The sequence below is a fragment of the Halioglobus sp. HI00S01 genome, from assembly GCF_001635445.1.
Classification (GTDB): domain Bacteria; phylum Pseudomonadota; class Gammaproteobacteria; order Pseudomonadales; family Halieaceae; genus Halioglobus; species Halioglobus japonicus.
On sequence record NZ_LWEE01000322.1, the window covers coordinates 170,150 to 194,585 of the forward strand.

Genomic DNA, 24,436 nt, shown 5'->3' on the forward strand with positions numbered 1-24,436 from the left:
GATGGAAGCCTCATTCTGGGAGGACCGCTGGACTAACAGCAAAATTGGTTTTCAAGAAGACGAAACCAACCGGCAGCTGGCGCAATACTGGGAATCACTGGGCGTTGCCGCAGGGGAAGCTGTGTTCGTGCCCCTGGCGGGAAAAACCCTGGACATTGTCTGGCCGATGCGCAGTCATCCCGTGCTCGCCAACGAATTGAGTGCTACGGCCGCTACAGCGTTTTTTACCGAACACGCGATTGTCTACACGCAATCGACTGAGGGACAGTTATGCGCTTATAGCGCGACGGGTTTGCGTTATCTCCAGCGTGACTACTTCGATGTGCCCGATGAGGACATCGCTGCTTGTGCGGCAGTGTTTGACCGCGCAGCGCTGGTGGCTTTGCCCACGCCGATACGCGAGCGCTACGCTGAGAAAATGAGTCATGCCCTGGCGAGTGGTGCGAAAATGATGTTGATTACACTGGAGTACGACCAGCGGCTGTTTGCCGCCCCGCCGTTTGCCATTTCAAAAACCTGGGATATCAATCCCCGGTGGAGCGCGGCCGCACTGTATCGCCACACGGGAGAGGCCGTTCAATCGACGCTGGACGACTACCACCTTCTCGGTCTGAGTGTTAACCGGCGACCTGCGAACCACTGGCGCATAGCGCTGTCTGCGGATAATGTGTTCGACGAGGATTACTATACTGCTGTTGGATTCCCTGGCCCCGGCGTGACTATTCGCCTCGGGCTCAATTACGCGCTCCACTGAGGAATGACGGATATGACAATAAGAACCCTGCTGAGCGCAGTCGTCGTGTGGAGTCTCAGTGCTTGTGGAAGCGATCCCGTCATCGATCCTGCAGAATGTGTGAGCGGGCTGACTGGAGAAGAACAGAGCACCGGCTGGCGCATGCTATTCGATGGTTCGTCGCTTGACCAATGGCGGAGTTACAAAGAGGATTCCGTCAATTCGGGTTGGGCGATCGAGAACGGCTGTCTGGCCAGAGTCGGCTGGGGTGGCGATCTTATGAGCCGCGAGCAGTTCGCCAATTTTGAGCTGAAACTTGAGTGGGCCATCAGCCCGGGCGGCAATAGCGGCATCTTTATCCGCGCCGATGAAAGTGGTCGCACCATGCACCACACCGGCTATGAGATGCAGGTGCTCGACAACGCACTGCACAAAGACGCCAGCATCCCCAGTCATCGCGCAGGTGCCTACTACGACATGATTGTGCCTGATCACGATACCTCCAAACCGGCGGGCTATTGGAATGAGGTACACATTATCGCCGACGGTGCAAACGTCGAATTCTGGCTCAATGGCCGCATCACTGCGCAGTTCGAACAGGGCAGTCCGGAATGGAAGGCCCTTTACGAAAAGAGCAAATTCACCTCTCGGCCCAAGTACGGCACCTTGTTCAAGGGCCATATCGGCTTCCAGGACCACTACGACAAGGTGTGGTACCGGAATATCCGCATCAAGGAGTTGCCCTGATCCTAGCGGCGCAGACTGCTTGGGGACTGACCGTAGTGCTGGCGAAAGCTGCGGCTTAAGTGGCTGTGATCGGCAAACCCGGTTTCAGCCGCGATCGCCCCAATCGGGATGTCTGTCTCAAGCAACAGTTGCCTGGCGTGTTCCAGGCGGACTTCAATAATGTATTGGTGTGGTGTCTTGCCCAAGTGCTGCCGAAAACGACGCTCGAGTGCGCTGACGGAAAGATTACTGGCATTGGCGAGATCGGCTACGGACAGGCTCTCGGCGAAGTGGGCCTGGATGTAGCGTATGGGCACATCCAGTTCGCGATAGGAGATGGCAGTGCGCTCACTCGGGTTCAGATGACGGCTCATGCCAAAACTGGCAATGATTGCGCCCGTGGCGTTGAACACCGGCCACTTCGATGTGAGAAACCACTCCAGCGATTCAGCCGCAGACCCGATCATCTCCAGGCGATCGTTCACCCTACCACCGGCAAGTACGCGCCGGTCATCCTCGGTATAGCGCTGTGCGAGGTCGGGAGGCGCGAGATCAAAGTCGGTCTTACCCAGCAGCTCTCCGGGGTGCCCCATACCAAAACGCGCGGTGAACAGGGTATTGCCGTAAACAAACTCGCCCTGGGTGTTCTTCATCCAGGCATGGGTGTCCGGAATCAACTCCAGCACCCCGAGTTGTGTCTGTAACTGGTCAAGGGAGTCGAAAACAAGATTTGTCATATTAGGTCTGGCACGCCGAATTCATTCTAATGATAACGGAAATTTTCCAAGCAATGTGGACCATGGAACGGCACACTGCAGGGGCGACTATCAATAATCTTTGGGAGTAAAGGCGATGACCCGGGTCAGAATGGGCATGGTCGGTGGCGGCGAAGGGGCCTTTATCGGTGAAGTGCACCGGATGGCGGCGGCGTTGGACGGCAAGATTGACCTCGTCTGCGGCGCGTTCAGCAGCAATCCGGACAGGGCGCTGCGCTCAGGTCTGGCACTGGGGTTAGGCGAACAACGCTGTTATCCCAACTTCGAGACGATGCTGACAGCAGAGGCGGCCCTGCCCGCGACGGAGCGTATGCAGTTTGTGGCCATTGTCACGCCTAATCATCTGCATTTTCCGATTGCCCAAGCCGCATTGGAAGCGGGCTTTCACGTTCTCTCGGACAAACCTGCCACCTTTGACCTCGCTCAGGCACTAGCGCTCAGAGACATCGTCGCTGCCACCGGACAACTGTACGGACTGACCCACACCTATAACGGTTACCCACTGGTCAAGGAAGCGCGCGAGCGCACAGCGCGCGGCGAACTCGGCGTGGTGCGTAAGGTCGTTGTTGAATATCCGCAGGGATGGCTCGCCGACCGCGAGGAAGACGCCGACAACAAGCAGGCCGCATGGCGGCTCGATCCCACCCGGGCCGGTGTCAGCAGTTGCATGGGCGACATAGGCGTGCACGCGGCGAATCTGGCGGAGTATGTTTCGGGTTTGCAGATCGAGGATATCTGCGCTGACCTCACTGCGTTCGTGGAAGGGCGCACCCTGGATGACGACGGCTCTATTATGCTGCGCTTCGGCGGCGGTGCCAAAGGCCTGCTACATGCCAGCCAGGTGTGCGTGGGCGAGGAGAATGCATTGCGCATCCGTGTATACGGCACGCTGGGCGGCCTCGAGTGGTCGCAACAGGAGCCGAATACCCTGTGGCTCAAATGGCCCGACCGACCCACCCAGATGCTGCGCACCGGGGGAGGCTACCTGGGCGCCATGGCGGCGGCGAATACCCGCACGCCCATGGGGCATCCCGAAGGTTATCTGGAAGCCTTCGCCAATCTCTATGTCGCTTTTGCAGGCCAGATAAACGCCGTTGAGCAGGGCGTTGCTCCGGATGCGCGCAGCGCCGACTGCCCCGGCATCGCCGAAGCCGTGCGTGGCATGGCCTTTATCGAACTCGCTGTGCGGGCCGGAAGCAGTGACATCAAATGGCATCGTCTCGAACACCTTTAACCGAAGGAAACGATCATGAAAGGACCCGCGATTTTTCTCGCCCAGTTTATCGATAGCAAGGCGCCCTTCGACTCGCTGGAAAACATTACCCGATGGGCCGGTGACCTCGGCTATCGGGGCGTCCAGGTGCCGACTTGGGAGTCCAGCCTCATCGATCTCGAAAAGGCTGCCGACAGCAAGGACTACTGTCAGGAGTTGCAGGGTATTTGCCGTGAAAACGGCGTCGAGATCACCGAATTGTCCACGCACCTGCAGGGACAGTTGGTGGCGGTTCACCCGGCCTACGATGAGTTGTTCGATGGCTTTGCCCCTGAAGCCGTGCGCGGCAACGCCAGTGCGCGTCAGGAGTGGGCCGTACAGCAATTGCGCCTTGCCGCCAAAGCCAGCGCGAATCTCGGAATCAATGCCCATGCGACCTTCTCAGGTGCCTTGCTATGGCACACCATGTATCCCTGGCCGCAGCGTCCCGCGGGGTTGGTGGAGACCGGTTTTGCCGAGCTGGGTAAACGCTGGACACCCATTCTCAATGCCTTTGATGAGGCCGGGGTGGACCTGTGCTATGAAATTCACCCGGGCGAAGACCTGCACGACGGCATTACCTTCGAGATGTTCCTGGACGCGACTAACCAACATCCTCGAGCACACATTCTTTACGATCCCAGCCACTTTCTGCTGCAGCAGCTGGATTACCTGCAGTTCATCGAATTTTACCGAGAGCGAATCAAGATGTTTCACGTCAAGGATGCGGAATTCAACCCGAATGGTCGCAGCGGCGTGTATGGCGGCTACCAGGGTTGGAAAGATCGTCCCGGTCGGTTCCGCTCTCTGGGCGATGGCCAGGTAGACTTTTCCGGTATTTTCAGCCAGTTTGCCAAGTACGGTTTCGACGGCTGGGCCGTACTGGAGTGGGAGTGCTGTCTGAAACACCCCGAAGACGGGGCGGCGGAGGGTGTTGAGTTTATCCAGCGCCATATGATTCGCACGACAGATAAAGCCTTCGATGACTTTGCCGGCGCAGGCACCGACGATGCCGCCAATCGGCGTATACTCGGCATCGAATAAACCAGACTAACAATAACAATAGTGGAACATGTGATGACCAATACCGAGATCAACCGCAAGCGTCTCTATTACGTGGGCAATCTATCCATATTCATGATTGGCCTGGGGTTCGCGGTCCGTGCCAATATCGCGCCCAACTTGCAGGCAGACATATACGACCAGATCGACCTGGCCAATTCTGCCGCCATGGTCGGCGAAGCACTCGGGATTACTTTTACCGGCTTTGCATTGACACTGCTGTTTGGTAGCGCCCTGGTCGATCTGGTGGGCATGAAGCGCATGCTACTGCTGTCGGCGCTGGGCTATATTGCCGGCGCACTGGGTCTGCTCGCGGCCACCGTGATGCCGGTAGGCCTAACGGTGGAGATGGTTGTGCTGGCAAGTCTGTTGTTAACCGGGCTGGGCTGGGGCGCAGTGGAGGCAGCCTCAAACCCTATGGTTGCAGCACTGTTCCCTGAGGAAAAAACCCATCGCTTAAACATCCTGCACGCCTGGTGGCCAGCAGGTATTGTTGTTGGCGGGCTGCTGGGCGTGGCGATTAGCGCCGTCGGCATTCCCTGGGAGATCAATATGTTCGTACTGCTAATCCCGGCGGTCGTGCTGACCTGGATGGTGGCCAGCTCACAGTTTCCGGAAACCGAGCGTGTTGCCGCCGGTGTGAGCTATGGCGACATGTTTGCAGAATTGCTCAAGCGCCCACTGTTTTGGGTGTTCTGGGCCTGTATGTTCCTTACCGCAGCAGCTGAGCTTGCTCCTGGGCAGTGGGTCAATATTGCACTGTCCAACATTGTCGGCATGCGGGGCATTCTGTTACTGGTGTATGTGAGCGCACTGATGTTCGTGATGCGCCACTTTGCGGGACCCATTGTCGAGCGTATTTCATCGGTAGGCCTGATGTTTGTGAGCTGCCTTGCCGCCGGCATCGGGCTTTACCTGCTCAGCCTGGCCAACACCCCGGCGCTTGCCTTTGCCGCGGCGACCGTGTGGGGCATTGGTGTGTGCTACATGTGGCCGACCATGCTTGGCATTGTCGGCGAGCGTTTCCCCCGCGGAGGCGCCATGGCGATGGGCCTCATGGGCTTTGCCGGCGGTATGTCGATCCAGTTCGTGTTGCCGCGGATGGGCGGCATTTTCGATGCGGCCAAGGCCGAAGCCGCCGGTGGCGCCGACCAACTCGCCACGCTGTCACCTGAGGCCATGGAAACCGCTGTGAGATACGCTTCGGTAGAATCCTTCCAATCAGTCGCCTGGATTCCGCTGCTGTTACTGCCGGTATTCGGGGTTATCTGGCTCTATGACCGGCAGCGCGGCGGTGATGGTGCCGAGTCCATTCACGGGCAGGGTGACACACATTGAACGTCAAAATAGGAATGAACATGCTGCTCTGGGGTGTGGAGACCACCCCGGCCAGTATTCCCGTTTTTGAGGGCCTGGCCGCAGCGGGCTACGACGGTGTAGAAATACCCATGAGTGGCCACAGCGCAGCGGACCTGAAAACGCTGGCCAGTGCTTGTGATGATCTTAACCTGGCGCGCACCGCATCGGCCTTTGTCGGGCCCGAGACCAACCCCATCTCCCCGGATGCTGCCATTCGAGCAGCGGCGCTGGAAAACATCAAAGCGGCCATTGACGATGCGGCGACCATAGGCGCGGAGATCCTCATCGGCGGCATATACCAGGCCCACAAGTACTTCACGGGACGTGGCGCCACCGAGCAGGAGTGGGACTGGTCGGCAGACTACCTGTGTGCAGCAGGCGAGTACGCCGCTGGCGTCGACCTCAAGCTCGGCCTGGAAGTACTCAATCGCTTTGAGGTTTACCTGATCAATACGGCGGCGGATGGCCACCGCATGGTAGAGCAGGTGGGCCGTGCCAATGTTGGCGTGCACTACGATACCCACCACGCAAACATCGAAGACCCGATACCTTCTGTTGCGCTCAAGTCGATTCAGCATAGCATTAACCATGTTCACCTGAGCGAAAGCCACCGCGGCACGCTGGGTACTGGACAAGTGGATTGGGCCGGGACCTTTGCCGCACTAGAGGATATTCATTATTCAGGGTGGCTGGTGATCGAAGCCTTCGGCACCTCAGACCCTGGCCTGGCAGAGGCTGCAAACGTGTGGCGCAATGCCTATGATAGCCCGGAGCAACTCTATCGGGATGGCATTGCTTTTATTCGCAGGCATCTGGGGTAGGCGCATATGTGGAATCCGAAGCGTTGGGCCATCGCGATTTTGATCGGCCTGTATCTTTACTCGCTGCTGCCGGCCACGGCCGTTCTTTTCTACGAGCTCTATCACCTCACCGGAATCGAACCGGTTTATTGGGGTTACAGTGCTTTCAAGGCAGGCGGTTATTATTTTGGTATCTGGGAGTACCGCGGCCTGGCGTGCCTGGTCGTTACCCTATTGATAGGCCTGTTGCCCGGGATTTTTGCGCGGAGTAAAACAGCATGAATCGACGAGAATTTCTACAATGTGCGGCGGTAATGGTCAGCGGCATGACAGCCAGCCAACTCGGATTGGCACTGTCGGATGCACAGCGCGCTCATCTGGCCACGGCGCCAAATTACAACGCTGGCAAGGCCAGTTACCTGTCAGCGGCGCAGCGGCGGATTCTCGCGGCGGCCTGCGAAACGATCATCCCACGCAGTGACACGCCTGGCGCTATCGACGCGGGTGTGCCCAACTTCATCGAACTGATGGTCTCCGACTGGTTTAACGCGACCGAACGGGCCATCTTCGACGTCGGCATGATTGATCTCGAAACGCGCATTCCACAGCAATACGGCATGGCCTTTGACCAACTCACAGCCCCAGCCCAACGCGACATACTCGAGGCATTGGAGTCAGCTGCCAGCGACCACCCCTGGTATGAATTCGGCAACGTGCAGCGCGACTTCATCAGCGATGCGCCATTTATCTGTCAGTTAAAGGAGCTCACTATCTGGGGTTTCTTTACCTCCGAGCGCGGCGCCAAGGAAGTATTACGCTATAACCCAATGCCCATGCAGTTCGACGGCCATCTCCCGCTGTCACCGAACGACAGTACCTGGGCGGGAGTGGTTGAATCATGAGTGACACCATTAACAGTACGCAATACGACTTTGACGCTATTGTGGTGGGCTCCGGAATTTCAGGTGGCTGGGCCGCCAAGGAACTCACCGAAAAAGGCTTGCGAGTGTTGGTGCTGGACCGCGGCAAGCCAATCAGACACAGTGTCGATTATGTTGGCGAGCACGCGCCGAGCTGGAAATTTCCCTATCAGGCCAAAAAACCCCGGGAGCTTTACGCAGAAGAGTATCCGGTGCAGAGCAGGGTGACGCACTCCTTTAACGAGGCGACCCGCCATTTTTGGAACAACGATAAACAGAACCCCTATGACGACGATCCCGACAAGCCCTTTATGTGGGCCAGGGCAGATGTTGTCGGCGGACGCTCACTGATCTGGGGACGGCAAACGTATCGCTTCAGCTCGCAGGACTTCAAAGCCAATGCCAGCGACGGGCATGGCATACCCTGGCCGGTGGACTACGAGGAGATGGCGCCCTGGTACAGTCATGTCGAGAAGTTCATTGGCGTCAATGGTCGCAAGGAAGGCCTGGCTCAGCTGCCCGATGGCGAATTTCAAAAGCCCATGCCCTGGTACGCGCTGGAGGAAACCATTGGCGAACGGCTGAAGAAGAAAGCACCTGACGTCACGCTCACCAATAGCCGCGTCGCTATTCTGACCGAAGACTTGCCAGGCCGCAGTGCCTGTCACTATTGCGGCCCCTGTCCGCGCGGCTGTTCCACCGGAAGTTACTTCAGTTCCCAAAGTTCGACACTGCCGGCGGCGAAAGCCACAGGTCGGCTCACCGTTATCGCCAATGCCGTCGTGGAACGACTTATCCACGATCCGGCGACGGGCAAAATCAGTGATGTGCAGGTCATCGACACCCAGACCGGCGAGCGCGCAAGCTACAGCGCTCGCCTGTTTTTCCTGTGTGCGTCGACGATAGGGTCTACCCAGATTCTCATGAACTCCAAAAGCGACGCGTTCCCTAATGGCCTCGCCAACAGCAGCGGTGCCCTGGGCAAGTACATGATGGACCACGCCCTGGGTACATCGAGCATGGGCGTCTTTCTCGACAACATGGACAGTTACTACAGTGGTAACCGTCCTACAGGTTTATACATCCCGCGCTTTCGCAACCTTGAGGGTCAGGACGAAGACGCTGATTTTATCCGCGGCTACGGCTACCAGACCTACACGGTGCGCATGGACTGGAGCACCAGTTTCAATCGCAAAGGCTTCGGCGCAGACCTGAAGGATTCGCTGCGCAAGCCCGGCCAGTGGCTGTGGGTACTCTCGTATTTCTCCGAGTGCCTGCCCAGGGAAAGTAACCGCATGTTCCTCAGCCCGAACAAAGTCGATCGATTTGGTATTCCCCAGGTGGCCTTTGACTTCACCTGGAGCGACAACGAGATCAATATGCAGGCCGATGCCGGACGCCAGGCAGATCGCCTGATGAAAGCGGCCGGGGCCGTGCTCACACTACCAGGCGGCACGGACATGAGCATACCCGGCGAGGGCATCCATGAAATGGGCACTGCACGCATGGGCAATGATCCTGCCCAGGCCGTGCTGAACAAATACAATCAGGCACACGACGTACCCAACCTGTTCGTCACCGATGGTTCGTTCATGACCTCGTCGTCTTGCGTGAATCCGTCGCTCACCTACATGGCGTTCACCGCGCGAGCCGCGGATTACGCCGCCCGGCAACTGGCTGAAGGCCTGATCTAACAGGAGAATGCGCATGGCAAAACTGATGAGTTTGAAGGTGCTGCTAGTGCTGGTTTGCCTGCTGGCGCTGGCCGCCTACGGCTTCGGGCGCTACACCGGCATGATCCAGCGCAATGTCTATGAATACGAGCCGCCAGAGTTGCCAGAATACACCCGTCCGGCGGTATTGGTCCTCACCAAGGCCAACGGCTTTGTCCACCGGGACGCCATGCCTGCCGGTGAAAACATGCTACGGGATATCGCGCGCGCACAGGGTTGGGACATTACCCTGACCGACAATGCCGCCACGCACAATGCGCAGGACCTGGCGCGTTTCAAGGCAGTGGTATGGAACAATGTATCCGGCGATGTACTCACCCCGGATCAACGTGCGGCTTTAAAGAGTTACATCGAACACGGCGGCGGCTGGGTAGGCATTCACGCCGCTGGCGGCGACCCTAAGTACAAATGGCAGTGGTACGTGGACACTCTCATTGGCGCTCAGTTCGCAGGACATACCATGCACCCGCAATTTCAGGATGCGGACGTGCTGCGCAGCGAACTGGAAACAGGCATGACTGCACATTTGCCCGACCGTTGGCGGATCGCGCAGGAAGAGTGGTATGCCTTTGACCAGAATCCACGGAATAAGGGCTACGACATTCTGCTGACACTCGACGAAGACTCCTACAGCCAGAAAGGCGAAAGCATCTTCGGCACTGATACCATGCCGGGCGAACATCCCATTACCTGGCGACATTCGGTGGGGCAGGGTAGAGTGTTCTATACGGCGATTGGTCATCAGGCTGTGACCTACCAGATACCTGAATTCCAGGCGCTGATTACCGAAGCCATTCGCTGGGCCGGAACCATGCCCTGAATCAGTCAGAGCTGCGCAGATCAATATTTTAATAACAACCGGAAATTCTATGACGCGTCAATGCCTGCTCATATTGAGCCTGATCTTTCTACTTGCTGCCTGCAGTGATCCGCATATCGCTATCAACGATTGTCAGACAACGGGCGATACGCGCGTGTACTGTGACATTGGTACGCCTGAGGATATTGCCGCGCTGCCTGATGAGCGCCATCTGCTGCTCGCACACTTTGGCCATATGGGAAAAGACTCGGGCGGCATCTCGCTGTTTGATACGGATTCCGAGCGTCTCACACCGCTCATCACTGCAGACACGCACATTAATAACGCGCTACATCGCTGGGGAGACAGCGCATGTCCCGTGCTGGATGCGGCCTCGTTAAGCCCGCACGGCACCCACCTGCACCGCCTGGACAATAACCGCTGGCGCTATCTGGTGGTTAACCATGCCCCCTCGGGTGAGCGAATTGAGCTGTTTGAAGTGCTGGGCAGCGGTGATGCCACCCAGTTGCGCTGGCGCGGCTGCGTACTGCCCCACGCGGAAACATTTGTGAACGATGTAGTAGGCCTTAACACTGGCGATGTCATTTACACGCGCATGTTCAAGACCAGCATGAATATGGCCACCGCCAAAGGCCTGGTGGGCATGAATACTGGCGATCTCTGGCACTGGCGCCCGGAAACAGGCCCGGTCATTATTGCAGGCACCGAAGCTGCACAACCCAACGGAATTGAAATAGCCGCAGATAACCGCCATGTATTCGCCAATATGTACCTAACCGGCGAGGTGTGGAAGGTTGATATCGACACAGGCGAGGTAGTCGACAAAGCGCCGGTTGCCAATGGCGACAACAGCACCTGGGGCCCGGATGGGCGCCTGTGGGTTGCCACCCATACCGACAAACTGTTCAACTTACTGCCATGCTTCCAGCAGCCTTATCAATCCTGTGGCCTGGCCTACACAATTGTGTCGATTAACCCGGATGACATGGCCGACATAAAACCTGTGTACTCGGGCAAAGGCAGTCCCATGGGGGCAGCCACGGTTGCTGTGGCCCAGGCGGGCAGAGTGTATATGGGGTCGTTTGCCGGCGACAGAATGATCTCAGTTCCCCTCAGTGAATTCCGGTGAGCCCGGCGCCCGGTAGCGGTTCAGCGGGCTGCGCAGGGCATCGCTGCCATAGTAGTGGCCACTACCTCTGGGGCTGGCGAACAGTAGTTCGATAATCACTTTTGCACCTGCGGCGGGCGGTTTCATACCGGCTTCCTGCGGGGTGCGAGCACCGAGAAATTCCTTGCCGAGATCTGTCTCAATAAAGCCGGGCGTACAGGCATTGATCACCAGCTCCGGGTGCTGGGTTGCCAACCACAGGGTATAGCTGTTGGCACACGCCTTGGAGAAACCGTAAGGCGAATCACTGCCAAAGCCCATGCGCTGGACCACGTCAGGCTCGAGTTCGCCACACTCCTGGATAAACGCCTGTAGCGACGACCAATCAATCGTCTTGTCAGTGAAAAACGCCTGACGATCCGCCGAGCAGTGGGCAACAAAGTTGGGGCCTGACGCCGAAGTGACATTAACAATTCGACCCTCGGGGCCAAGCAGAGGAGCGAAGGCCTCGCAGACGCGGTGCACGCCATACACGTTAACATCCACAGTTTGGGCGACCGTACCCTGGCCCAGCCCGGCATTGTTGACGATGCCATAAAGCCCCACATCGAGGCGCTGCTGCATCCAGCTATCCCGGGCGCGCTGCACTGATTGATCACCACAGACGTCAAGTTCCAGCAGCGTTATCCGATCTGCCCAGGTGGCGTCCTGCGCCACTAGTGACGCAACCGCTATATGGCCCCGTGCCATATCACGCGACCCGAGCACGACGTATGTATCTACTGCGGCGCGCAAAATTTCGCTGGCCACAGCCAGACCAATGCCCTTGTTGGCACCGGTCACAAGAATGTTTTTCATGCGTGGCGTCCGATATAAAACCAATACCTTAGCATGGCGCAGGCCCACGGGGTTGAATTGTCACCGACACACATTCACACTTTCGCCCCTGATAACTGCGCGCAACATGCGCACCCGGATCACGGAATAAAGCTGCTTATGAACCTCATCGAACAACTGCAACAAATCGTCGGCGCCAATGGCGTACTGGCGGGNGACGATGTGCGCAGCCGCCCTAATCACAGTTGGGGGAGGGGGGAGTGCCCGGCAATGGCGATTGCGCGCCCACGTACAACCGAAGAGGTTTCCCGGGTCATGGCGTTATGCCATGAACAGGATCAACGAGTCGTACCCTGGGGCGGATTAACCGGCCTGGTGGATGGTATTACCTGCGAGGCGGGCGATCTGGTGCTGTCCATGGAACGCATGCAGAGCATCGAACACTGCGACCCTGATGCGGGCACACTGCGCGTGCAGGCCGGTGCCGTATTGGAGTCTGTACAGGATGCCGCAGCCGAGGCCGGCTGGCAGTTTGCCGTCGATCTGGGCGGGCGCGGCTCAGCTCAAGTTGGCGGATTGATTGCCACTAACGCGGGGGGCAATGCCGTGGTGCGCTACGGCATGATGCGCGAGCAGGTATTGGGGCTGGAGGTGGTATTGCCAGACGGCAGAGTCATGAGTTCCCTCAACGAGGTGCTCAAGAACAATGCAGGCTATGACATGAAGCAGTTATTTATCGGCAGCGAGGGCACGCTGGGCATCGTCACTCGCGCGGTGCTACGTCTGCGGCCAGCGGCCAACGCTCGTCAAACTGCCTTCCTGGGCATGAATAGCTTTGACGACGTGGCAGCACTACTCAGGCACCTGCAAAGTCATTTGGAAGGAAAACTCAGTAGTTTCGAAGTGATGTGGGCCAATCACTACCGCTTTATGGTTGAAGAACTGGCCACCCACCAAACGTTTCTACCCATCGATTACCCATATTACGTTCTGGTGGAATCCGAGGGTCAGTTCCAAGATCGCGAGGAGGCGTTGTTTACCTCGGTATTGGGTGAACTGATGGAGGAGGGGACTATCGCCGACGCCGTGATCGCCCAGTCCGGGCAACAGGCAGAGCAATTGTGGGCCATGCGCGACGATGTCGCGTCCTTGATTGAGGCCATGGCGCCGATGGCGGCGTTTGATATCAGTCTACCGCTGCGGGACATGCAGACCTATGTAGCTGCCATGGAGCAGGCGTTAGCCGAGCGGTTACCCGAGACCCGCGTCGTTGTGTTTGGCCATCTTGGCGACGGCAACATCCACTTGGTCGTGGGCAATATCCCCGATCACAAGACGGTGGAAGAGGTTGTCTACGGTGAACTGCGCAACCTGGGCGGCAGTATTTCAGCCGAGCACGGTATCGGTCTGGAGAAACGCGACTACCTAGCGTATTCCAAAGGCGAGATCGAAATCGACCTGATGCGCACTCTAAAACACGCGCTCGATCCCAAGGGCATTCTTAATCCCGGCAAGGTTATTTCAGCGTAAGCTGCCAAGCAGAGATACAGTGGTGCTACGTTTATTTAACATAATAACGTTATTTAGTGCGCATTCGTATCCGGGAGAGTGATTGCAACTACTTGCATGCCAGGCGGTACCAAGCCTCATGACCCATCGGATCGATTGGATCGGGCGTACCACCCGAAAGCACCGGTCACCCATGCGCACCTGATCCACCCAGGCGCCGCCCATATAGGTGCTATCGCCTGACTTGGCATCCTGAGTCGCTGCAACGCGCCGGGGCGCGCCATTCAGGTGTGCGGCCAGCGCAGTATCCATTGCCACGGCACCCGTGTCTGTCAGTTTCTCATTGACCACGTAGTCAGCCTCAATACTGCGGACGATGTCTGCAATCACATCCTGATCAAGATCCAGCGCTACAGATGGCGATTTATCCAAGGGCTGTTTTTGGCCTGAAATCGCATTGGTGGAGGCTGTTGGCGGTACCAGGTCAATTCTAGCGCTTGTGAGATCTATCAGTTCAGAGGGTTCTGTGGGTTCAGCGGGCGCTGGCAGCAGTTCGGGTTGCAGGGTCTGAGTATCAGCAACGCTTGTTTCGAACTGTACTGCCGGTCGCGTTGACGGAGAACGCGGTGGCTCTTTGTTGATGTCTCGTTGAAGCCACCAACCAACCAGCGAACCATGTAACGCCAGCGACAGCAGCAATGCACCGGTAATCAATGGAGTACGGGTAGCAGTGGCTATGACGTGAGTGGCTCGCGCATAGTTAATCGACTAACAGTCGCGGCCGAAGTTCCGCGGGAGCATTCATCCGGATAGCCAATGAACGCCAAAATCGCGCCTCAAACACTTGAATAGCAGTCTCTGTGTATTTCCGCCCATTTATCCACATGTGCGTATAATATATATTATGTTAAATGAAGTATTTGGGCACAAGTCTGTCCACAGCAACGTGTGAAACAGCACTAATTATGAGACTGGTCGCACTTGTGAGATTGGAACGTGGTTAGCTACCCCACTGCTCCTAAGGGATATTCGAGGCAGAATTTCGAGGCTGTGGTAATAGGTCTACCTGACCTGCCTTTGATCAGGTCAAGATTGGATTTGAATTTGGATTTTGACTGATCAGCAGATCGCGTTTGGATCTATGTGGGTCGTAGTTTTGAAGGTTGAACCCAAATCAAATTCTTTGGGGTGTAGCAGCTATAGCCAGATTGATGACGGAATCGGCGGACAGCATTCATTGTCCGTACTAGAGTACTTACAACCGGTGCCTCCCAGTTTACCTCTCGCCGACTTCCGGGTTGAGCACTCGAAGATTAATGTCTAAGCCCCTATTTCTTGGGCCAAGTCCCCTCTCCTGTACCTTCGCATGGATTTTGAAACTTCCGCACGAAACTTGGAAGATTGGGCTCTACGCCTTGGGGGGTTCGGCCAGCGTCTGCTTTCGCCTAAAAATGTGCACTCATTGCCGTGAGTCAAATGTCCGCTTTGGGGCCAGGAGCGGACTTCGCTATCTCATCATTGCTATTGGAGAAAAAAGCTAGAGCGCTGCGACACCTGGCCACTACCATCGCGCGGGGTGAGTCTCGATGTTCTCCGTATAGCCGTCCAGGCATTCAGGATGCTTTTCCAAGTATCCCCTGACCCACGGTTGTAGGACGAAATCAGTGCCTTCTAACCACGATCCAATCTGGCTAGCCCGAACGAGAAATGATTTGTGTACAAGACTCCCCTTTATTCCATCTTCCTCGCAGAACTTACGCGATGTAACTTGATCTTTGATATACGGAAGGAGATAGGCTTTTTCGTCAGGCGTTAGGTTCCGCAGTCTCTCTTGCAGTCTCTTCTCATTTCGCCACCAGACGAAACGCTGACGAACAAAGCCGCAGGAAGCAAAAATCAAGCGAGTCGCCACGGTACACCCGCTAAATAGAAATGCACCGCCCAACAGGCTACGGTACTCGTTCCTAAACTCAGAAATGCCCATTGCCGTAATCCACTGCTCTGGAGAAAAAAGGGCAATGCCACAAGCGAGGGCGATAGCAAACAACGCAGGAGTGGCCTGTTTCGCATAGGTTCCAATTGCAGTAAAAAATTGCTCCATCCATGGGCTCCAGCTGTCGGCATGGTTATGTATGTGATTTAGCTCCCATCATAAAACAAACGAGCGATCAGCTTTCATTTACTCGGGTTTATTTATTGGCGTAAAGCGAGGGGTTCGAGCACTCATCTAGCGCTTCTACTTGTCGGCGAAAGCGGACGTTGGCTGAATCTCCCAACACGGGAGATTTGACCCCATAACACGCTATATCACTGTTTTATTGTCCTTTTCTTTTTCTAGAAGTAGCTTCTTGCAGTTTTGCACGATTGATCCGGAGGGCCTTGCACGGTCCTATCATGCTTAGGTTTCACCACCTGGCGATTGGTAAGGTCTGGTCGTAGGCGAAGCGGCCACGTCCGCCCTCACCTCTCAGGCGACCTCGACACCGAGTTAAGGGGCGAAGACGCCGAGGATCAAAATGTGACTCACATTTTGACCGTAGGCGCTTCGTCCGAACGAGCGTAGCGACTGAATTCAACTGCATGTTATGTGATGCACGAGTCATCCCGGAGTACTAGCTTATCGATAGATATGCAGCTATCGTTTGTTTAGCGTACATTGAAAAATTTCAGTTTCAGACATTTAGGTATATGATCATCCGATGCGACGTCAGTACCTACGACATTTCACCCGAGCACTCAAACCACGCGTTTCGAGATCAACTCATCGCGGGTCATCGCAAAACGTGAGCGACTCTGCAAATAAGCTCATTTCAGAGAACTCAACCTTAGTTTCAAGTCCTACAGAACGATTCCATCTCGAATTGGCCTGCTTGGTACTTGCATCGCACTCATACCTGGTGACACTCTCGCTTCCAGCTGATGAGATCAGAGCAGTTCTTTTGGAAGCGTTGTTACTCCCCAATCAGAAAGCCATCCGATGGGGCACTAAGATCATGCTGGCTCTTTCCCGGGACCCGATGAATTCGCTCGTTAACTACTCATCAAAGAAGATACCTGCAATGTATGGTCGAGTGTTTGCTTTCGAAGAACAACGCATTGGGGAGAATACCTACACGATGCGCGTGACGAAGTGTTTCTATCATGAGTTCTTCAAGGCTCAAGGAGAACCGCACCTAACTCAGTTGTTTTGTGAGTGGGACAGGAATTGGATTGAGCCGATCTCAGTGAGAAAGCACCGCGTTCGATTCACTAGGTTGGAGACAATTGCTTCCGGTGGATCATGCTGTCCTTTCACTTTTCATCGCGTAACCTGAGGAGTTGCTGTGGGTTGTTCCCAGGCGCTTGGAGCCACATGACAGCGAAGTATAGAGACCGGTCTATATAACACCCAGGCCCCGTATCTAGTTCTGGTAAATTGGGAAAGCTCCTTCTAATCAACCTCCTGTGAATTTACTCGGCGTATAGGGCGGTAGCAGATTAATTTAAGCCGGTGCTCAGGTTGGGTCTTTGGGCGATTTCGATTGAACGTAGTCGCGCCCCTCCTCTTCCAGCTTCTTTCTCAGCGCGGCGCGTAGCAGTGCCTTTCCTTCGGCGCTAAGTGCACGAAACATGCGCTCCCACTCCTGTTCAAAATTGGGGTGCTCCAAGGTTTGTGCCGCTGTAATTTGCAGCGTGAAACTAACTGTTTTGCTCTGTGTACCCATGACCATTCCTCACATTAACTTCTTAATGGGGGGCCTCATATAGGGTTAGAAACTTTGAAGCACATAACCCTCTGTATTTAAAAGGGTTGTGGAGGCTAGGGTCTCTTTCGACTAATAACCATATCCATATGAATATATTAGTTTTCAATTTCTTTATAAATCTTTATACCCCCATAAATACCCCCTAATAACGGCGATTGCCCTGGCTTACGGAGGCATAAGGCAGTCGGAATAAATAGAGGCGTAATTGACTAGGAATACACCGGGACTGGTCCTTATCAGTGAGCTAATCGCGAAAGGCATGCTGCGCCGATAACAGCCTGGCACCCCAATATGCAGCACAATCTCGCCCGCACTAAGGTAGTGCCCGGTTCACTACCAATAGTTAATGCAATCTAGATCGCAAACTGCGAAACCAAAACCAAACTCCCCTACCGATAGGAATAAGGTGGCCTTAAACCACTGTTTAATAGGAGTAATTTGAAGCCGGCACCAATCTTGCTCCACTCCGTAGGCATTACAAACTGTGAGGGCCGCGACGTTTTGGCGAGCGGATACCCCGACGTCACACTAATCATTGGCGTTATTCGGTATGGGTGCGCATTTCTGCGCATTAGACCACGTGTTAGGCAGGCTACCTTTCAACCGAGATCGGAAAGGAGACACCATGAAGAGCAAAAACTTAATCCTCTGGATGGCTGCATTGATACTGTCCATCGCGTCCCGAGTCACGGACGCAGCTGGAACTGAAATTGATAGAACTCGATTACCAATACCACAACCTGCGCCTGCACCGGTGACAGCACTACTGCCCGAAGACGTAGAGCTGCCTACACCCTGGGAGGTGCGGGCACCCGAAGGAGCACCGAATGTTGTGATCATTTTGCTTGACGACATCGGCTTTGGAGCGCCCTCACCTTTCGGTGGACCTGTCTCGATGCCGACGCTGCAGCAATTGGCGGATACCGGAATCAGCTACAACCGTTTTCATACGATAGCACTTTGCGCGCCCACTCGGGCTGCGCTGAAATCAGGGCGCAACCACCATAGGGTGAATATGGGCTCGATTCCTGAGATAGCTACCGGTTATGCGGGCAACACTACGGTCGTACCGAACAACGCTGCTCCCATTGCGGAAATTCTGCGACAAAACGGCTATAACACTGGCGCATTCGGAAAGTGGCATGAAACACCAGGGCGTGAAACTACCGCTGCGGGCCCTCAAACACGGTGGCCTACACGTCAGGGTTTTGAAAAATTTTATGGCTTTATTGGCGCTGAAGAGAACATGTATGAGCCCTCTCTGCACGACGGCGTTACGGTCATCGACTTTCCCGACAAGCCCGGGTATCACTTGCTCGAGGACATGACCGATCAAGCGATAAGCTGGGTTCGGCAACAACAGGGTTTACGCCCCGACAAGCCATTCTTTATTTACTACTCATCTGCGGGGTCTCACTCACCTCACCAAGTCGCGTCTGAATGGATTGAGAGATACCGGGGTAAGTTCGATCAGGGATGGGATGTGACTCGTGAGAAGACCCATCGTGACCAGATAGCGCTGGGAGTGGTTCCGAAAGGTACACAGCTTCCTCCCAAGCCGGCTAGCGTGCCTGACTGGAATGATCTCTCTGACGACCAGCGGCAGATATTTGCACGCCAGGCTGAGGTGTTTGCCGCTTTCACTGAGTACGCCGATTATCAAGCGGGGCGATTGCTCGAAGCGATTGATGACCTAGGTGAGCTCGACAATACACTCGTGTTCTACATAAGCGGTGACAATGGAACGAGCTCAGAGGGAAACCAAACTGGTCATTGGAACTGGGGCCACTTTCTCAATGGAGTACCTGAAACCACAGAGGAGCAGTTGGAGTACTTGGATGAATGGGGAGGCCCAACCACGTATGCACACATGGCGGTTGGATGGGCCATCGCTTTCGACGCACCGTTTGCCTTTACAAAGCAGGTAGCAGGTGACTTTGGAGGAACACGAAACGGCACAGTGGTCCACTGGCCCTCTGGAATCAAAGCGAAAGGCGAATTGCGCGAACAATTCACACACGTTATCGATGTTGTGCCCACGATCTTAGAAGCAACCGGTATCCCCGAGCCAGAAATGGTGGATGGAGTGACGCAGATACCCATACAGGGTACCAGCATGATGTATAGCTTCGACAACGCGAATGCTCCCGAAAGGCATACTACGCAATACTTCGAGGTGGTGGGTAACCGAGGGCTTTATCAGGACGGCTGGCTAGCTCGTACCACTGTAAAGCTGCCTTGGGAGTCAGAAAAAATGAACAGCGTGGCTGCCGACGATGGCTGGGAGCTCTACAATACGCTTGCCGACTTCAGCTTGACTAATAACCTCGCGGATGAATATCCGGAAAGATTGGTGAGCATGAAGGCAACTTTCATGAAGGAGGCCGTGGCCAATCAGGTATTGCCTTTAGATGACCGATTGCTAGAGCGCCTGCTACCGTCTGTAGCTGGTAGACCGACGATGATGGGTGAGCGCACTGAACTCGATCTTTACCCGGGTTCATGGGACCTTGTTGAAGATTCAATACTCAGCTTCAAGAATGTTTCTAGTTCGGTGATAGCCGATTTGAGCGTGAGCAAAGATTTGAAGGCAGATGGCGTCATTATCGCGCAGGGTAGTCGATTCGGTGGTTGGTCGTTTTATATCGAGGACGGCTACCCATGCTATACCTACAACAATCTAGGAGACCTGGTTACGGTAAAAAGCAAGCGTCGACTGCCTCCGGGTGACTCTGAGATGCGGCTGGACATCGATTATGATGGCGGCGGCGCCGGCAAGGGCGCATTGATGAAACTATCTGTAAACGGCAAGGTTATGGCAACGGAGCGGCTGGAGAGCACCGTGGCTTCTAGGTTTTCTATTGATGAAGGGACGGACGTTGGTATGGACCGAGGATCACCGGTCATTCAGCGCCAGTTGAATGACCGTCGTTTCAGTGCGTTCAATGGCACCATTAATAAGGTGACGCTGGCAATCTACCCCGATTAGTATGTTACTGAAAGACTCATATTGATTTAACAAATCGCATACATGTGGCGAGGATGTTTAGTTTGCTGTCCATTGACTGATGTATAAGCAATGTCATACAGAATGCTACCCCGGCAGGCGGGGTAGCATGTAAACTCGCAAACCGAGCCCGCGTATGAGTAGATCCTTGCATTCAGATGGTATCTGGAGGTGCTAGCTGAAAACCGATCTTTTTTCCGAGGGGTTAGACAAAATCGAGGCCGGGAAATGCCGCGCAAGTGGAATGAGCTAACAACTCGAGCAGTTGTCCTTTGATGAACTAGAGCTTCATTGGCCAACTGCCTTTGCCTTAATGCAGGCAGCTATAAATCAAACTTTTCGGACCATCAACCTCCGCGCAATTGCCTGTGATCTGCTAGAAGCGAGTGGAATACTCAACGCTATTGAATATAGTCGATCAGGTATACACCTCTTTGCGATGCTGCTCAGGCGCTTTCTTGCAAATCGAGAACCACCACACACTTCTTACCAAAAAGCTCTAGCAAGCGAGTTTATTTGGATCCGAGCTCGGTAGACAGCGGTCCCACGCTGATGGGTTTATCGTGCACTTCTAACCGCTTCTATGAAAACGCTCAATTGGAACTAGCTAACAGACAACCTAGCTCAGAAGCAACATCATAGGTCCCGCAACCATAAGCAGAACGTTACCAAACGCATAGGTTCCAGCATAACCAATGGCAGGAACCGCGCTTTTCGCTTGCGCGGTGACGACACTAAGTGAGGCACCGCTAGTCATCGCGCCGGTTAAGGCACCCATCAGGATGGCAGGATTCAATTTTAGCAGGTGCTTCCCTATGAAGAAGGCTGTGATCACCGGAACAACCGTGATTGTAATACCCGCTACAACCAGCACAGGGCCGGACGACATCAAGGTGTCTATGAAACTCCCCCCTGCCTGCAGCCCTACCCCGGCCATGAACAACAAGAGCCCAAACTCCATAAGCCACCAACTCGTCGCCTCAGGCAAGCGTCCGAAAGTTGGCCTCACACTGCGAACATAGCCGATGATAAGGCCCGATGTGAGCAGCCCTCCTGCGTTGCCTAGACCTATTCCAAGGCCTCCCAGATGAATGGAGAGCATTCCAATAAACACGCCTGCTGAGATCCCAACCGCGAAGGTAAGCATATCGGTTTCATGCACGTCGCTTTCAACATGACCCATAAAAGTTCCGGCCTTCACAAGATTCTTTTTACTTCCGACTACATGTAAAACGTCTCCTTTTTTTAGCTCCAGCGAAGGATTGTGAGGAAGTTCGACGCCTTGCCTAAAAATTTTGCGGACAACTACCCTGAAGGTTTTCGGTATATCCAGTTCAGATAGGTTTTTGCCATAAGCGTCCGCATTGGTCACGACTACAATTCGAGACTCTTGCTCTTCGACGATATCCCACTCCAGTGGCAGTTCCGGCCCGATCTCATGCGCTTTTGTCGCGAATAACTCTCTGGGCCCGGTCAGTTCTACGAGGTCACCAATTTGGAGGCTATCTTTACTATCCATCACGACAATCTCGCCGTCTCTAATCACGGTAGCTACTGGGGTGCGCTCACTGAACCTTTCACGAAGTTGACCTACGCTGAGTTGAGTGAAGTCCTCATTCTCCACTCGATAGCGTCTGGTCGTGATGTTCACTGGTTTTGCAGATACTTTAGTAACTTCATCGAAACGACGGCACTCTAGCTCGAGGTCTATATGCAGGACTCTTGGGAGATACCGGATAATTGTTATTAGCGCGGTCAGGCCGAAGATATAGGTGATTGCATAGGCACTGGCGATATTTTCGACCATACGATCGACAGAATAGCCACTGGGTAAAGCGACACTGCCGTCACGCACAGCATCCTGCGCTGCGGCAAGAGTGGGTGAGCTGGTAAGGCCTCCGGCCAGAAGCCCCGCAGAGACTCCTGGCTCCAGGTGTAACAATCTCGACGCAGTGAGAGCGACGAACGCTGAAGTAATGGCTACTATCAGTGCCAAACAAAAGTACTTCAGCCCGTCTGCTCTCAATGCACTAAAAAAGCGCGGCCCTGCCTGGTATCCCACAGAAAAAATGAAAAGCGCAAAACCCAGTGCCTGAGCATCACCGGACAACCGCAGGCCTTCATGTCCGAATAGGATACCCGCAAACAGCACACCAGCCACTGGACCAAGGGAAAACCCTTTAAAGCTCAATCGGCCAATGACATAACCAATCGCCAGCAAAGAGAACAACAACAGCACGTGCTGCGCTTCCAGTATTTTGATCAGCCAATCAAGCACTCCGATTGCTTCATTCATCCCAAGTCCTCCTGTCGCTTCACTTTTATTGGAGGATAGTATGGTTCTAAACGCTGAGAGAGCAAGGTTCCAGGCGCTGCCCGGCATTATGACAGCGACATGCGCGCGATAGTTAGAGGTGCCCCACATCGCCTTTGCCTTAAGCCCAAGCAATGTAGAAATCGAACCAGAATCTCATTTATGGGCTAGACTCATGAGGACGGTATATGCAAAGGTTATTCCGCCCGATGGGCAACAAGACTTATTAGTCTTTTAATGGATTGCAACGCTACACTGAATTCGGTGTGCCTTGAGTTGTAAGGAGACACGCGAGGAGGCATTGTTATGATGGCGCTACTTTTTGCTCTATTTTTTACATCCGGCATACTCGCCATAAAAGGACGGAGCAAACAGTCACTCACACTCGCCTATCTATCACTTCTAGTGACGGCAGCGTGGTTTTTACACCATGCGCAGGACGAGTTGGCGATTTTACTATGATCAACGCTGTGACTAGCCATAAAATTCGCCAGCTCAATGCTCTGGGGCTGATCGCAATAGGGCTGACCCTTGTTTATGCTTTTTCCGATCAATTGCTGCATGGCGAGCTGCCCTGCCCTCTGTGCCTTCTGCAACGAGTCGCGTTCGCAGCAGTCTGTATAGGCCTTATGCTGAACGTCATAGTCGGACCTAAACCCGCACATTATGGCTTTTCAATTATTGCAGCCGTTGCTGGTGCAGCTTTTGCTTTGCGACAGATCAGTCTTCATGTGATACCCGGCACACCGGGGTACGGGGCACCATTTCTGGGACTTCATTTTTACACCTGGGCATTCGTCCTTTTTACTATCATTGTGATCGGGCTTGCATTATTAAGCAGCCTTCCGGCGCAATATGAAGACTCGCAAGGCCCACTTTCCTGGAAGGAGCTACCTGCTATTTCCAAAACCGCTGTTGCGGCGACACTGCTTCTAATTGCATTAAACGCGATGGCAGCCTTTGCACTATGTGGTCCAGGTGTTTGTCCCGACGATCCTGCCAGCTACTGGTTGGGCGGGGCTGAATAGTAGACCCAAGAAATCAGTAACCGCACGCATCTTGCACCGATCGAGCACATCACTGTGCTCGAGTCGTCATTGAACAACCCTTTTCGAGGCTATAGGTTGTCTTTGGTTCGGAGAGATGGGCCGAGAACTGCTTTGCAGCCTGCGATGAACTCAGCATAGTCCAGCCACATGAATAACAGGACCCTGACTACTAGGAGAGGGTTCGCGTTATTGTTTTCCGAGGATTTTACTGGAAGTAAAGAATGACGATGGTTAAGCAAAAGCCTGCCAGCAAGAACATACCGCATCTGCTTGCAATCTACCTAGGCGCCATGTTTTGGTGTGTCTCTGCCTAATTGGCTAGCGCTGCTCCGGCGCTATCTATTACCAAAGACGCTTCGTCGAACATTGTTACAACTGGATCTCAACTAATCTACCTCCTTGAAATTGCGAACACAGGCACCTCTGCTGCTATCGATGTTGTTGTGCAGGATACTCTCGGCCCAGAAGTTGATTTTGTTGCAGCAACAGGCGATGGCACCTCTGTGACTGACGCTTTTAACAACACCCTCGTAGAGTGGAGCTTTCCCTTCGGACCGGGCCAGACTCTTTCGCTGAGTATCATTACTACGGTTGTAGCACCATTGTTGGCGAATTGGGATAATTCGGCCAATGTCCAAGGACAAGGTATTGGCCCGATCAACTCTTAAACTGTCTCTATCATTAA

Annotated in this window: 23 protein-coding genes; 17 read left to right on the forward strand and 6 right to left on the reverse strand. The window is 54.5% G+C overall.

Going from position 1 to position 24,436, the window contains the following annotated elements:
* Window position 1: 1 nt before the first annotated feature.
* Both A3709_RS20470 and A3709_RS20475 read left to right on the forward strand, forming a co-directional pair.
* Entirely contained in the window at window positions 2-754 is a 753-nt protein-coding gene (locus A3709_RS20470) for a TonB-dependent receptor (RefSeq protein ID WP_066059116.1), read from the forward strand.
* 12 nt (window positions 755-766) lie between these two features.
* Complete coding sequence (locus tag A3709_RS20475) at window positions 767-1,480, forward strand: DUF1080 domain-containing protein (RefSeq protein WP_197484320.1); 714 nt, start codon at window positions 767-769, stop codon at window positions 1,478-1,480.
* 2 nt (window positions 1,481-1,482) lie between these two features.
* Here the strand turns inward: A3709_RS20475 and A3709_RS20480 are convergent, their stop codons facing one another.
* Entirely contained in the window at window positions 1,483-2,196 is a 714-nt protein-coding gene (locus A3709_RS20480) for a helix-turn-helix domain-containing protein (protein WP_066059122.1), read from the reverse strand.
* 115 nt (window positions 2,197-2,311) lie between these two features.
* On the opposite strand from A3709_RS20480, the gene A3709_RS20485 reads away from it, so the two are divergent.
* The 9 genes from A3709_RS20485 to A3709_RS20525 are packed head-to-tail and all read left to right on the forward strand — an operon-like array spanning window position 2,312 to window position 11,310.
* On the forward strand, window positions 2,312-3,469 hold the full coding sequence (locus tag A3709_RS20485) for a Gfo/Idh/MocA family protein (RefSeq protein WP_066059127.1): 1,158 nt from the start codon (window positions 2,312-2,314) through the stop codon (window positions 3,467-3,469).
* Window positions 3,470-3,484: 15 nt separating this feature from the next.
* Window positions 3,485-4,531: a sugar phosphate isomerase/epimerase gene (locus A3709_RS20490; RefSeq protein WP_066059129.1), complete on the forward strand. Its 1,047-nt coding sequence runs from the start codon at window positions 3,485-3,487 to the stop codon at window positions 4,529-4,531.
* Between the two features lie 33 nt (window positions 4,532-4,564).
* Window positions 4,565-5,887, forward strand: coding sequence for a sugar MFS transporter (locus A3709_RS20495; RefSeq protein ID WP_066059131.1), 1,323 nt, complete (start codon window positions 4,565-4,567; stop codon window positions 5,885-5,887).
* Complete coding sequence (locus A3709_RS20500; protein WP_156507879.1) at window positions 5,884-6,729, forward strand: sugar phosphate isomerase/epimerase; 846 nt, start codon at window positions 5,884-5,886, stop codon at window positions 6,727-6,729. The genes A3709_RS20495 and A3709_RS20500 overlap by 4 nt, the downstream gene beginning before the upstream one ends.
* Window positions 6,730-6,735: 6 nt before the next feature.
* Window positions 6,736-6,990 carry a hypothetical protein gene (locus A3709_RS20505; protein WP_066059138.1) on the forward strand — a complete coding sequence of 85 codons (255 nt, stop codon included), beginning with the start codon at window positions 6,736-6,738 and terminating at the stop codon, window positions 6,988-6,990.
* Window positions 6,987-7,610 (forward strand): gluconate 2-dehydrogenase subunit 3 family protein, encoded by a 624-nt coding sequence (locus A3709_RS20510; RefSeq protein WP_082850264.1) that lies wholly within the window; start codon window positions 6,987-6,989, stop codon window positions 7,608-7,610. The genes A3709_RS20505 and A3709_RS20510 overlap by 4 nt, the downstream gene beginning before the upstream one ends.
* Entirely contained in the window at window positions 7,607-9,322 is a 1,716-nt protein-coding gene (locus A3709_RS20515) for a GMC oxidoreductase (RefSeq protein WP_066059144.1), read from the forward strand. The genes A3709_RS20510 and A3709_RS20515 overlap by 4 nt, the downstream gene beginning before the upstream one ends.
* A 13-nt stretch (window positions 9,323-9,335) precedes the next feature.
* A complete protein-coding gene (locus tag A3709_RS20520; protein WP_066059147.1) occupies window positions 9,336-10,181 on the forward strand; it encodes a ThuA domain-containing protein in 846 nt (281 codons plus the stop codon).
* Between the two features lie 49 nt (window positions 10,182-10,230).
* A complete protein-coding gene (locus A3709_RS20525; protein WP_066059151.1) occupies window positions 10,231-11,310 on the forward strand; it encodes an SMP-30/gluconolactonase/LRE family protein in 1,080 nt (359 codons plus the stop codon).
* Here the strand turns inward: A3709_RS20525 and A3709_RS20530 are convergent.
* On the reverse strand, window positions 11,284-12,147 hold the full coding sequence (locus tag A3709_RS20530) for an SDR family NAD(P)-dependent oxidoreductase (protein ID WP_066059154.1): 864 nt from the start codon (window positions 12,145-12,147) through the stop codon (window positions 11,284-11,286). The two genes, A3709_RS20525 and A3709_RS20530, sit on opposite strands and share 27 nt — an antisense overlap.
* Before the next feature lie 138 nt (window positions 12,148-12,285).
* On the opposite strand from A3709_RS20530, the gene A3709_RS20535 reads away from it, so the two are divergent.
* Window positions 12,286-13,656 carry an FAD-binding oxidoreductase gene (locus A3709_RS20535; protein ID WP_066059156.1) on the forward strand — a complete coding sequence of 457 codons (1,371 nt, stop codon included), beginning with the start codon at window positions 12,286-12,288 and terminating at the stop codon, window positions 13,654-13,656.
* Here A3709_RS20535 and A3709_RS24740 read toward each other — a convergent pair.
* Both A3709_RS24740 and A3709_RS20545 read right to left on the reverse strand, forming a co-directional pair.
* On the reverse strand, window positions 13,648-14,067 hold the full coding sequence (locus A3709_RS24740; RefSeq protein ID WP_231871263.1) for a hypothetical protein: 420 nt from the start codon (window positions 14,065-14,067) through the stop codon (window positions 13,648-13,650). The two genes, A3709_RS20535 and A3709_RS24740, sit on opposite strands and share 9 nt — an antisense overlap.
* Window positions 14,068-15,196: 1,129 nt before the next feature.
* A complete protein-coding gene (locus tag A3709_RS20545; RefSeq protein WP_066059163.1) occupies window positions 15,197-15,736 on the reverse strand; it encodes a superinfection exclusion B family protein in 540 nt (179 codons plus the stop codon).
* A gap of 916 nt (window positions 15,737-16,652) precedes the next feature.
* Here A3709_RS20545 and A3709_RS25105 point away from each other — a divergent pair.
* A complete protein-coding gene (locus A3709_RS25105) occupies window positions 16,653-16,949 on the forward strand; it encodes an L-2-amino-thiazoline-4-carboxylic acid hydrolase (RefSeq protein WP_369795169.1) in 297 nt (98 codons plus the stop codon).
* A 180-nt stretch (window positions 16,950-17,129) separates the two neighbouring features.
* Here the strand turns inward: A3709_RS25105 and A3709_RS20555 are convergent, their stop codons facing one another.
* The gene (locus tag A3709_RS20555; protein ID WP_066059169.1) at window positions 17,130-17,339 is read right to left on the reverse strand and encodes a hypothetical protein; all 210 of its coding nucleotides are present in this window, start codon (window positions 17,337-17,339) and stop codon (window positions 17,130-17,132) included.
* Window positions 17,340-18,006: 667 nt separating this feature from the next.
* Between A3709_RS20555 and A3709_RS20560 the strand changes: the two genes are divergently transcribed.
* Entirely contained in the window at window positions 18,007-20,370 is a 2,364-nt protein-coding gene (locus A3709_RS20560; protein WP_066059172.1) for an arylsulfatase, read from the forward strand.
* Window positions 20,371-21,007: 637 nt separating this feature from the next.
* Here A3709_RS20560 and A3709_RS20565 read toward each other — a convergent pair.
* Entirely contained in the window at window positions 21,008-22,684 is a 1,677-nt protein-coding gene (locus A3709_RS20565) for an aspartate:alanine exchanger family transporter (protein ID WP_197484322.1), read from the reverse strand.
* A gap of 327 nt (window positions 22,685-23,011) precedes the next feature.
* Here A3709_RS20565 and A3709_RS25110 point away from each other — a divergent pair, with 327 nt between their 5' ends.
* The 3 genes from A3709_RS25110 to A3709_RS22855 all read left to right on the forward strand — a co-directional run bounded on the left by A3709_RS25110 (window position 23,012) and on the right by A3709_RS22855 (window position 24,419).
* Window positions 23,012-23,164, forward strand: a complete 153-nt coding sequence (locus A3709_RS25110; RefSeq protein WP_369795170.1) for a DUF5993 family protein — start codon at window positions 23,012-23,014, stop codon at window positions 23,162-23,164.
* Window positions 23,161-23,730 carry a disulfide bond formation protein B gene (locus A3709_RS20570; protein WP_197484323.1) on the forward strand — a complete coding sequence of 190 codons (570 nt, stop codon included), beginning with the start codon at window positions 23,161-23,163 and terminating at the stop codon, window positions 23,728-23,730. Before A3709_RS25110 ends, A3709_RS20570 begins: the two co-directional genes overlap by 4 nt.
* Window positions 23,731-24,065: 335 nt before the next feature.
* On the forward strand, window positions 24,066-24,419 hold the full coding sequence (locus A3709_RS22855) for a DUF11 domain-containing protein (protein WP_082850267.1): 354 nt from the start codon (window positions 24,066-24,068) through the stop codon (window positions 24,417-24,419).
* Window positions 24,420-24,436 lie beyond the last annotated feature (17 nt).

Bases quoted from the DNA above. Each gene is read 5' to 3' on its own strand.
- A3709_RS20470 (WP_066059116.1), top strand. From the start codon at position 2: ATGGAAGCCTCATTCTGGGAGGACCGCTGGACTAACAGCAAAATTGGT.
- A3709_RS20510 (WP_082850264.1), top strand. From the start codon at position 6,987: ATGAATCGACGAGAATTTCTACAATGTGCGGCGGTAATGGTCAGCGGC.
- A3709_RS20570 (WP_197484323.1), top strand. From the start codon at position 23,161: ATGATCAACGCTGTGACTAGCCATAAAATTCGCCAGCTCAATGCTCTG.
- A3709_RS25110 (WP_369795170.1), top strand. From the start codon at position 23,012: ATGGCGCTACTTTTTGCTCTATTTTTTACATCCGGCATACTCGCCATA.
- A3709_RS20520 (WP_066059147.1), top strand. From the start codon at position 9,336: ATGGCAAAACTGATGAGTTTGAAGGTGCTGCTAGTGCTGGTTTGCCTG.
- A3709_RS20505 (WP_066059138.1), top strand. From the start codon at position 6,736: ATGTGGAATCCGAAGCGTTGGGCCATCGCGATTTTGATCGGCCTGTAT.
- A3709_RS20490 (WP_066059129.1), top strand. From the start codon at position 3,485: ATGAAAGGACCCGCGATTTTTCTCGCCCAGTTTATCGATAGCAAGGCG.
- A3709_RS20545 (WP_066059163.1), bottom strand. From the start codon at position 15,736: ATGGAGCAATTTTTTACTGCAATTGGAACCTATGCGAAACAGGCCACT.
- A3709_RS20565 (WP_197484322.1), bottom strand. From the start codon at position 22,684: ATGAATGAAGCAATCGGAGTGCTTGATTGGCTGATCAAAATACTGGAA.
- A3709_RS20495 (WP_066059131.1), top strand. From the start codon at position 4,565: ATGACCAATACCGAGATCAACCGCAAGCGTCTCTATTACGTGGGCAAT.
- A3709_RS20530 (WP_066059154.1), bottom strand. From the start codon at position 12,147: ATGAAAAACATTCTTGTGACCGGTGCCAACAAGGGCATTGGTCTGGCT.
- A3709_RS20480 (WP_066059122.1), bottom strand. From the start codon at position 2,196: ATGACAAATCTTGTTTTCGACTCCCTTGACCAGTTACAGACACAACTC.
- A3709_RS20525 (WP_066059151.1), top strand. From the start codon at position 10,231: ATGACGCGTCAATGCCTGCTCATATTGAGCCTGATCTTTCTACTTGCT.
- A3709_RS20475 (WP_197484320.1), top strand. From the start codon at position 767: ATGACAATAAGAACCCTGCTGAGCGCAGTCGTCGTGTGGAGTCTCAGT.
- A3709_RS20560 (WP_066059172.1), top strand. From the start codon at position 18,007: ATGAAGAGCAAAAACTTAATCCTCTGGATGGCTGCATTGATACTGTCC.
- A3709_RS20555 (WP_066059169.1), bottom strand. From the start codon at position 17,339: ATGGGTACACAGAGCAAAACAGTTAGTTTCACGCTGCAAATTACAGCG.
- A3709_RS20485 (WP_066059127.1), top strand. From the start codon at position 2,312: ATGACCCGGGTCAGAATGGGCATGGTCGGTGGCGGCGAAGGGGCCTTT.
- A3709_RS25105 (WP_369795169.1), top strand. From the start codon at position 16,653: ATGAATTCGCTCGTTAACTACTCATCAAAGAAGATACCTGCAATGTAT.
- A3709_RS20515 (WP_066059144.1), top strand. From the start codon at position 7,607: ATGAGTGACACCATTAACAGTACGCAATACGACTTTGACGCTATTGTG.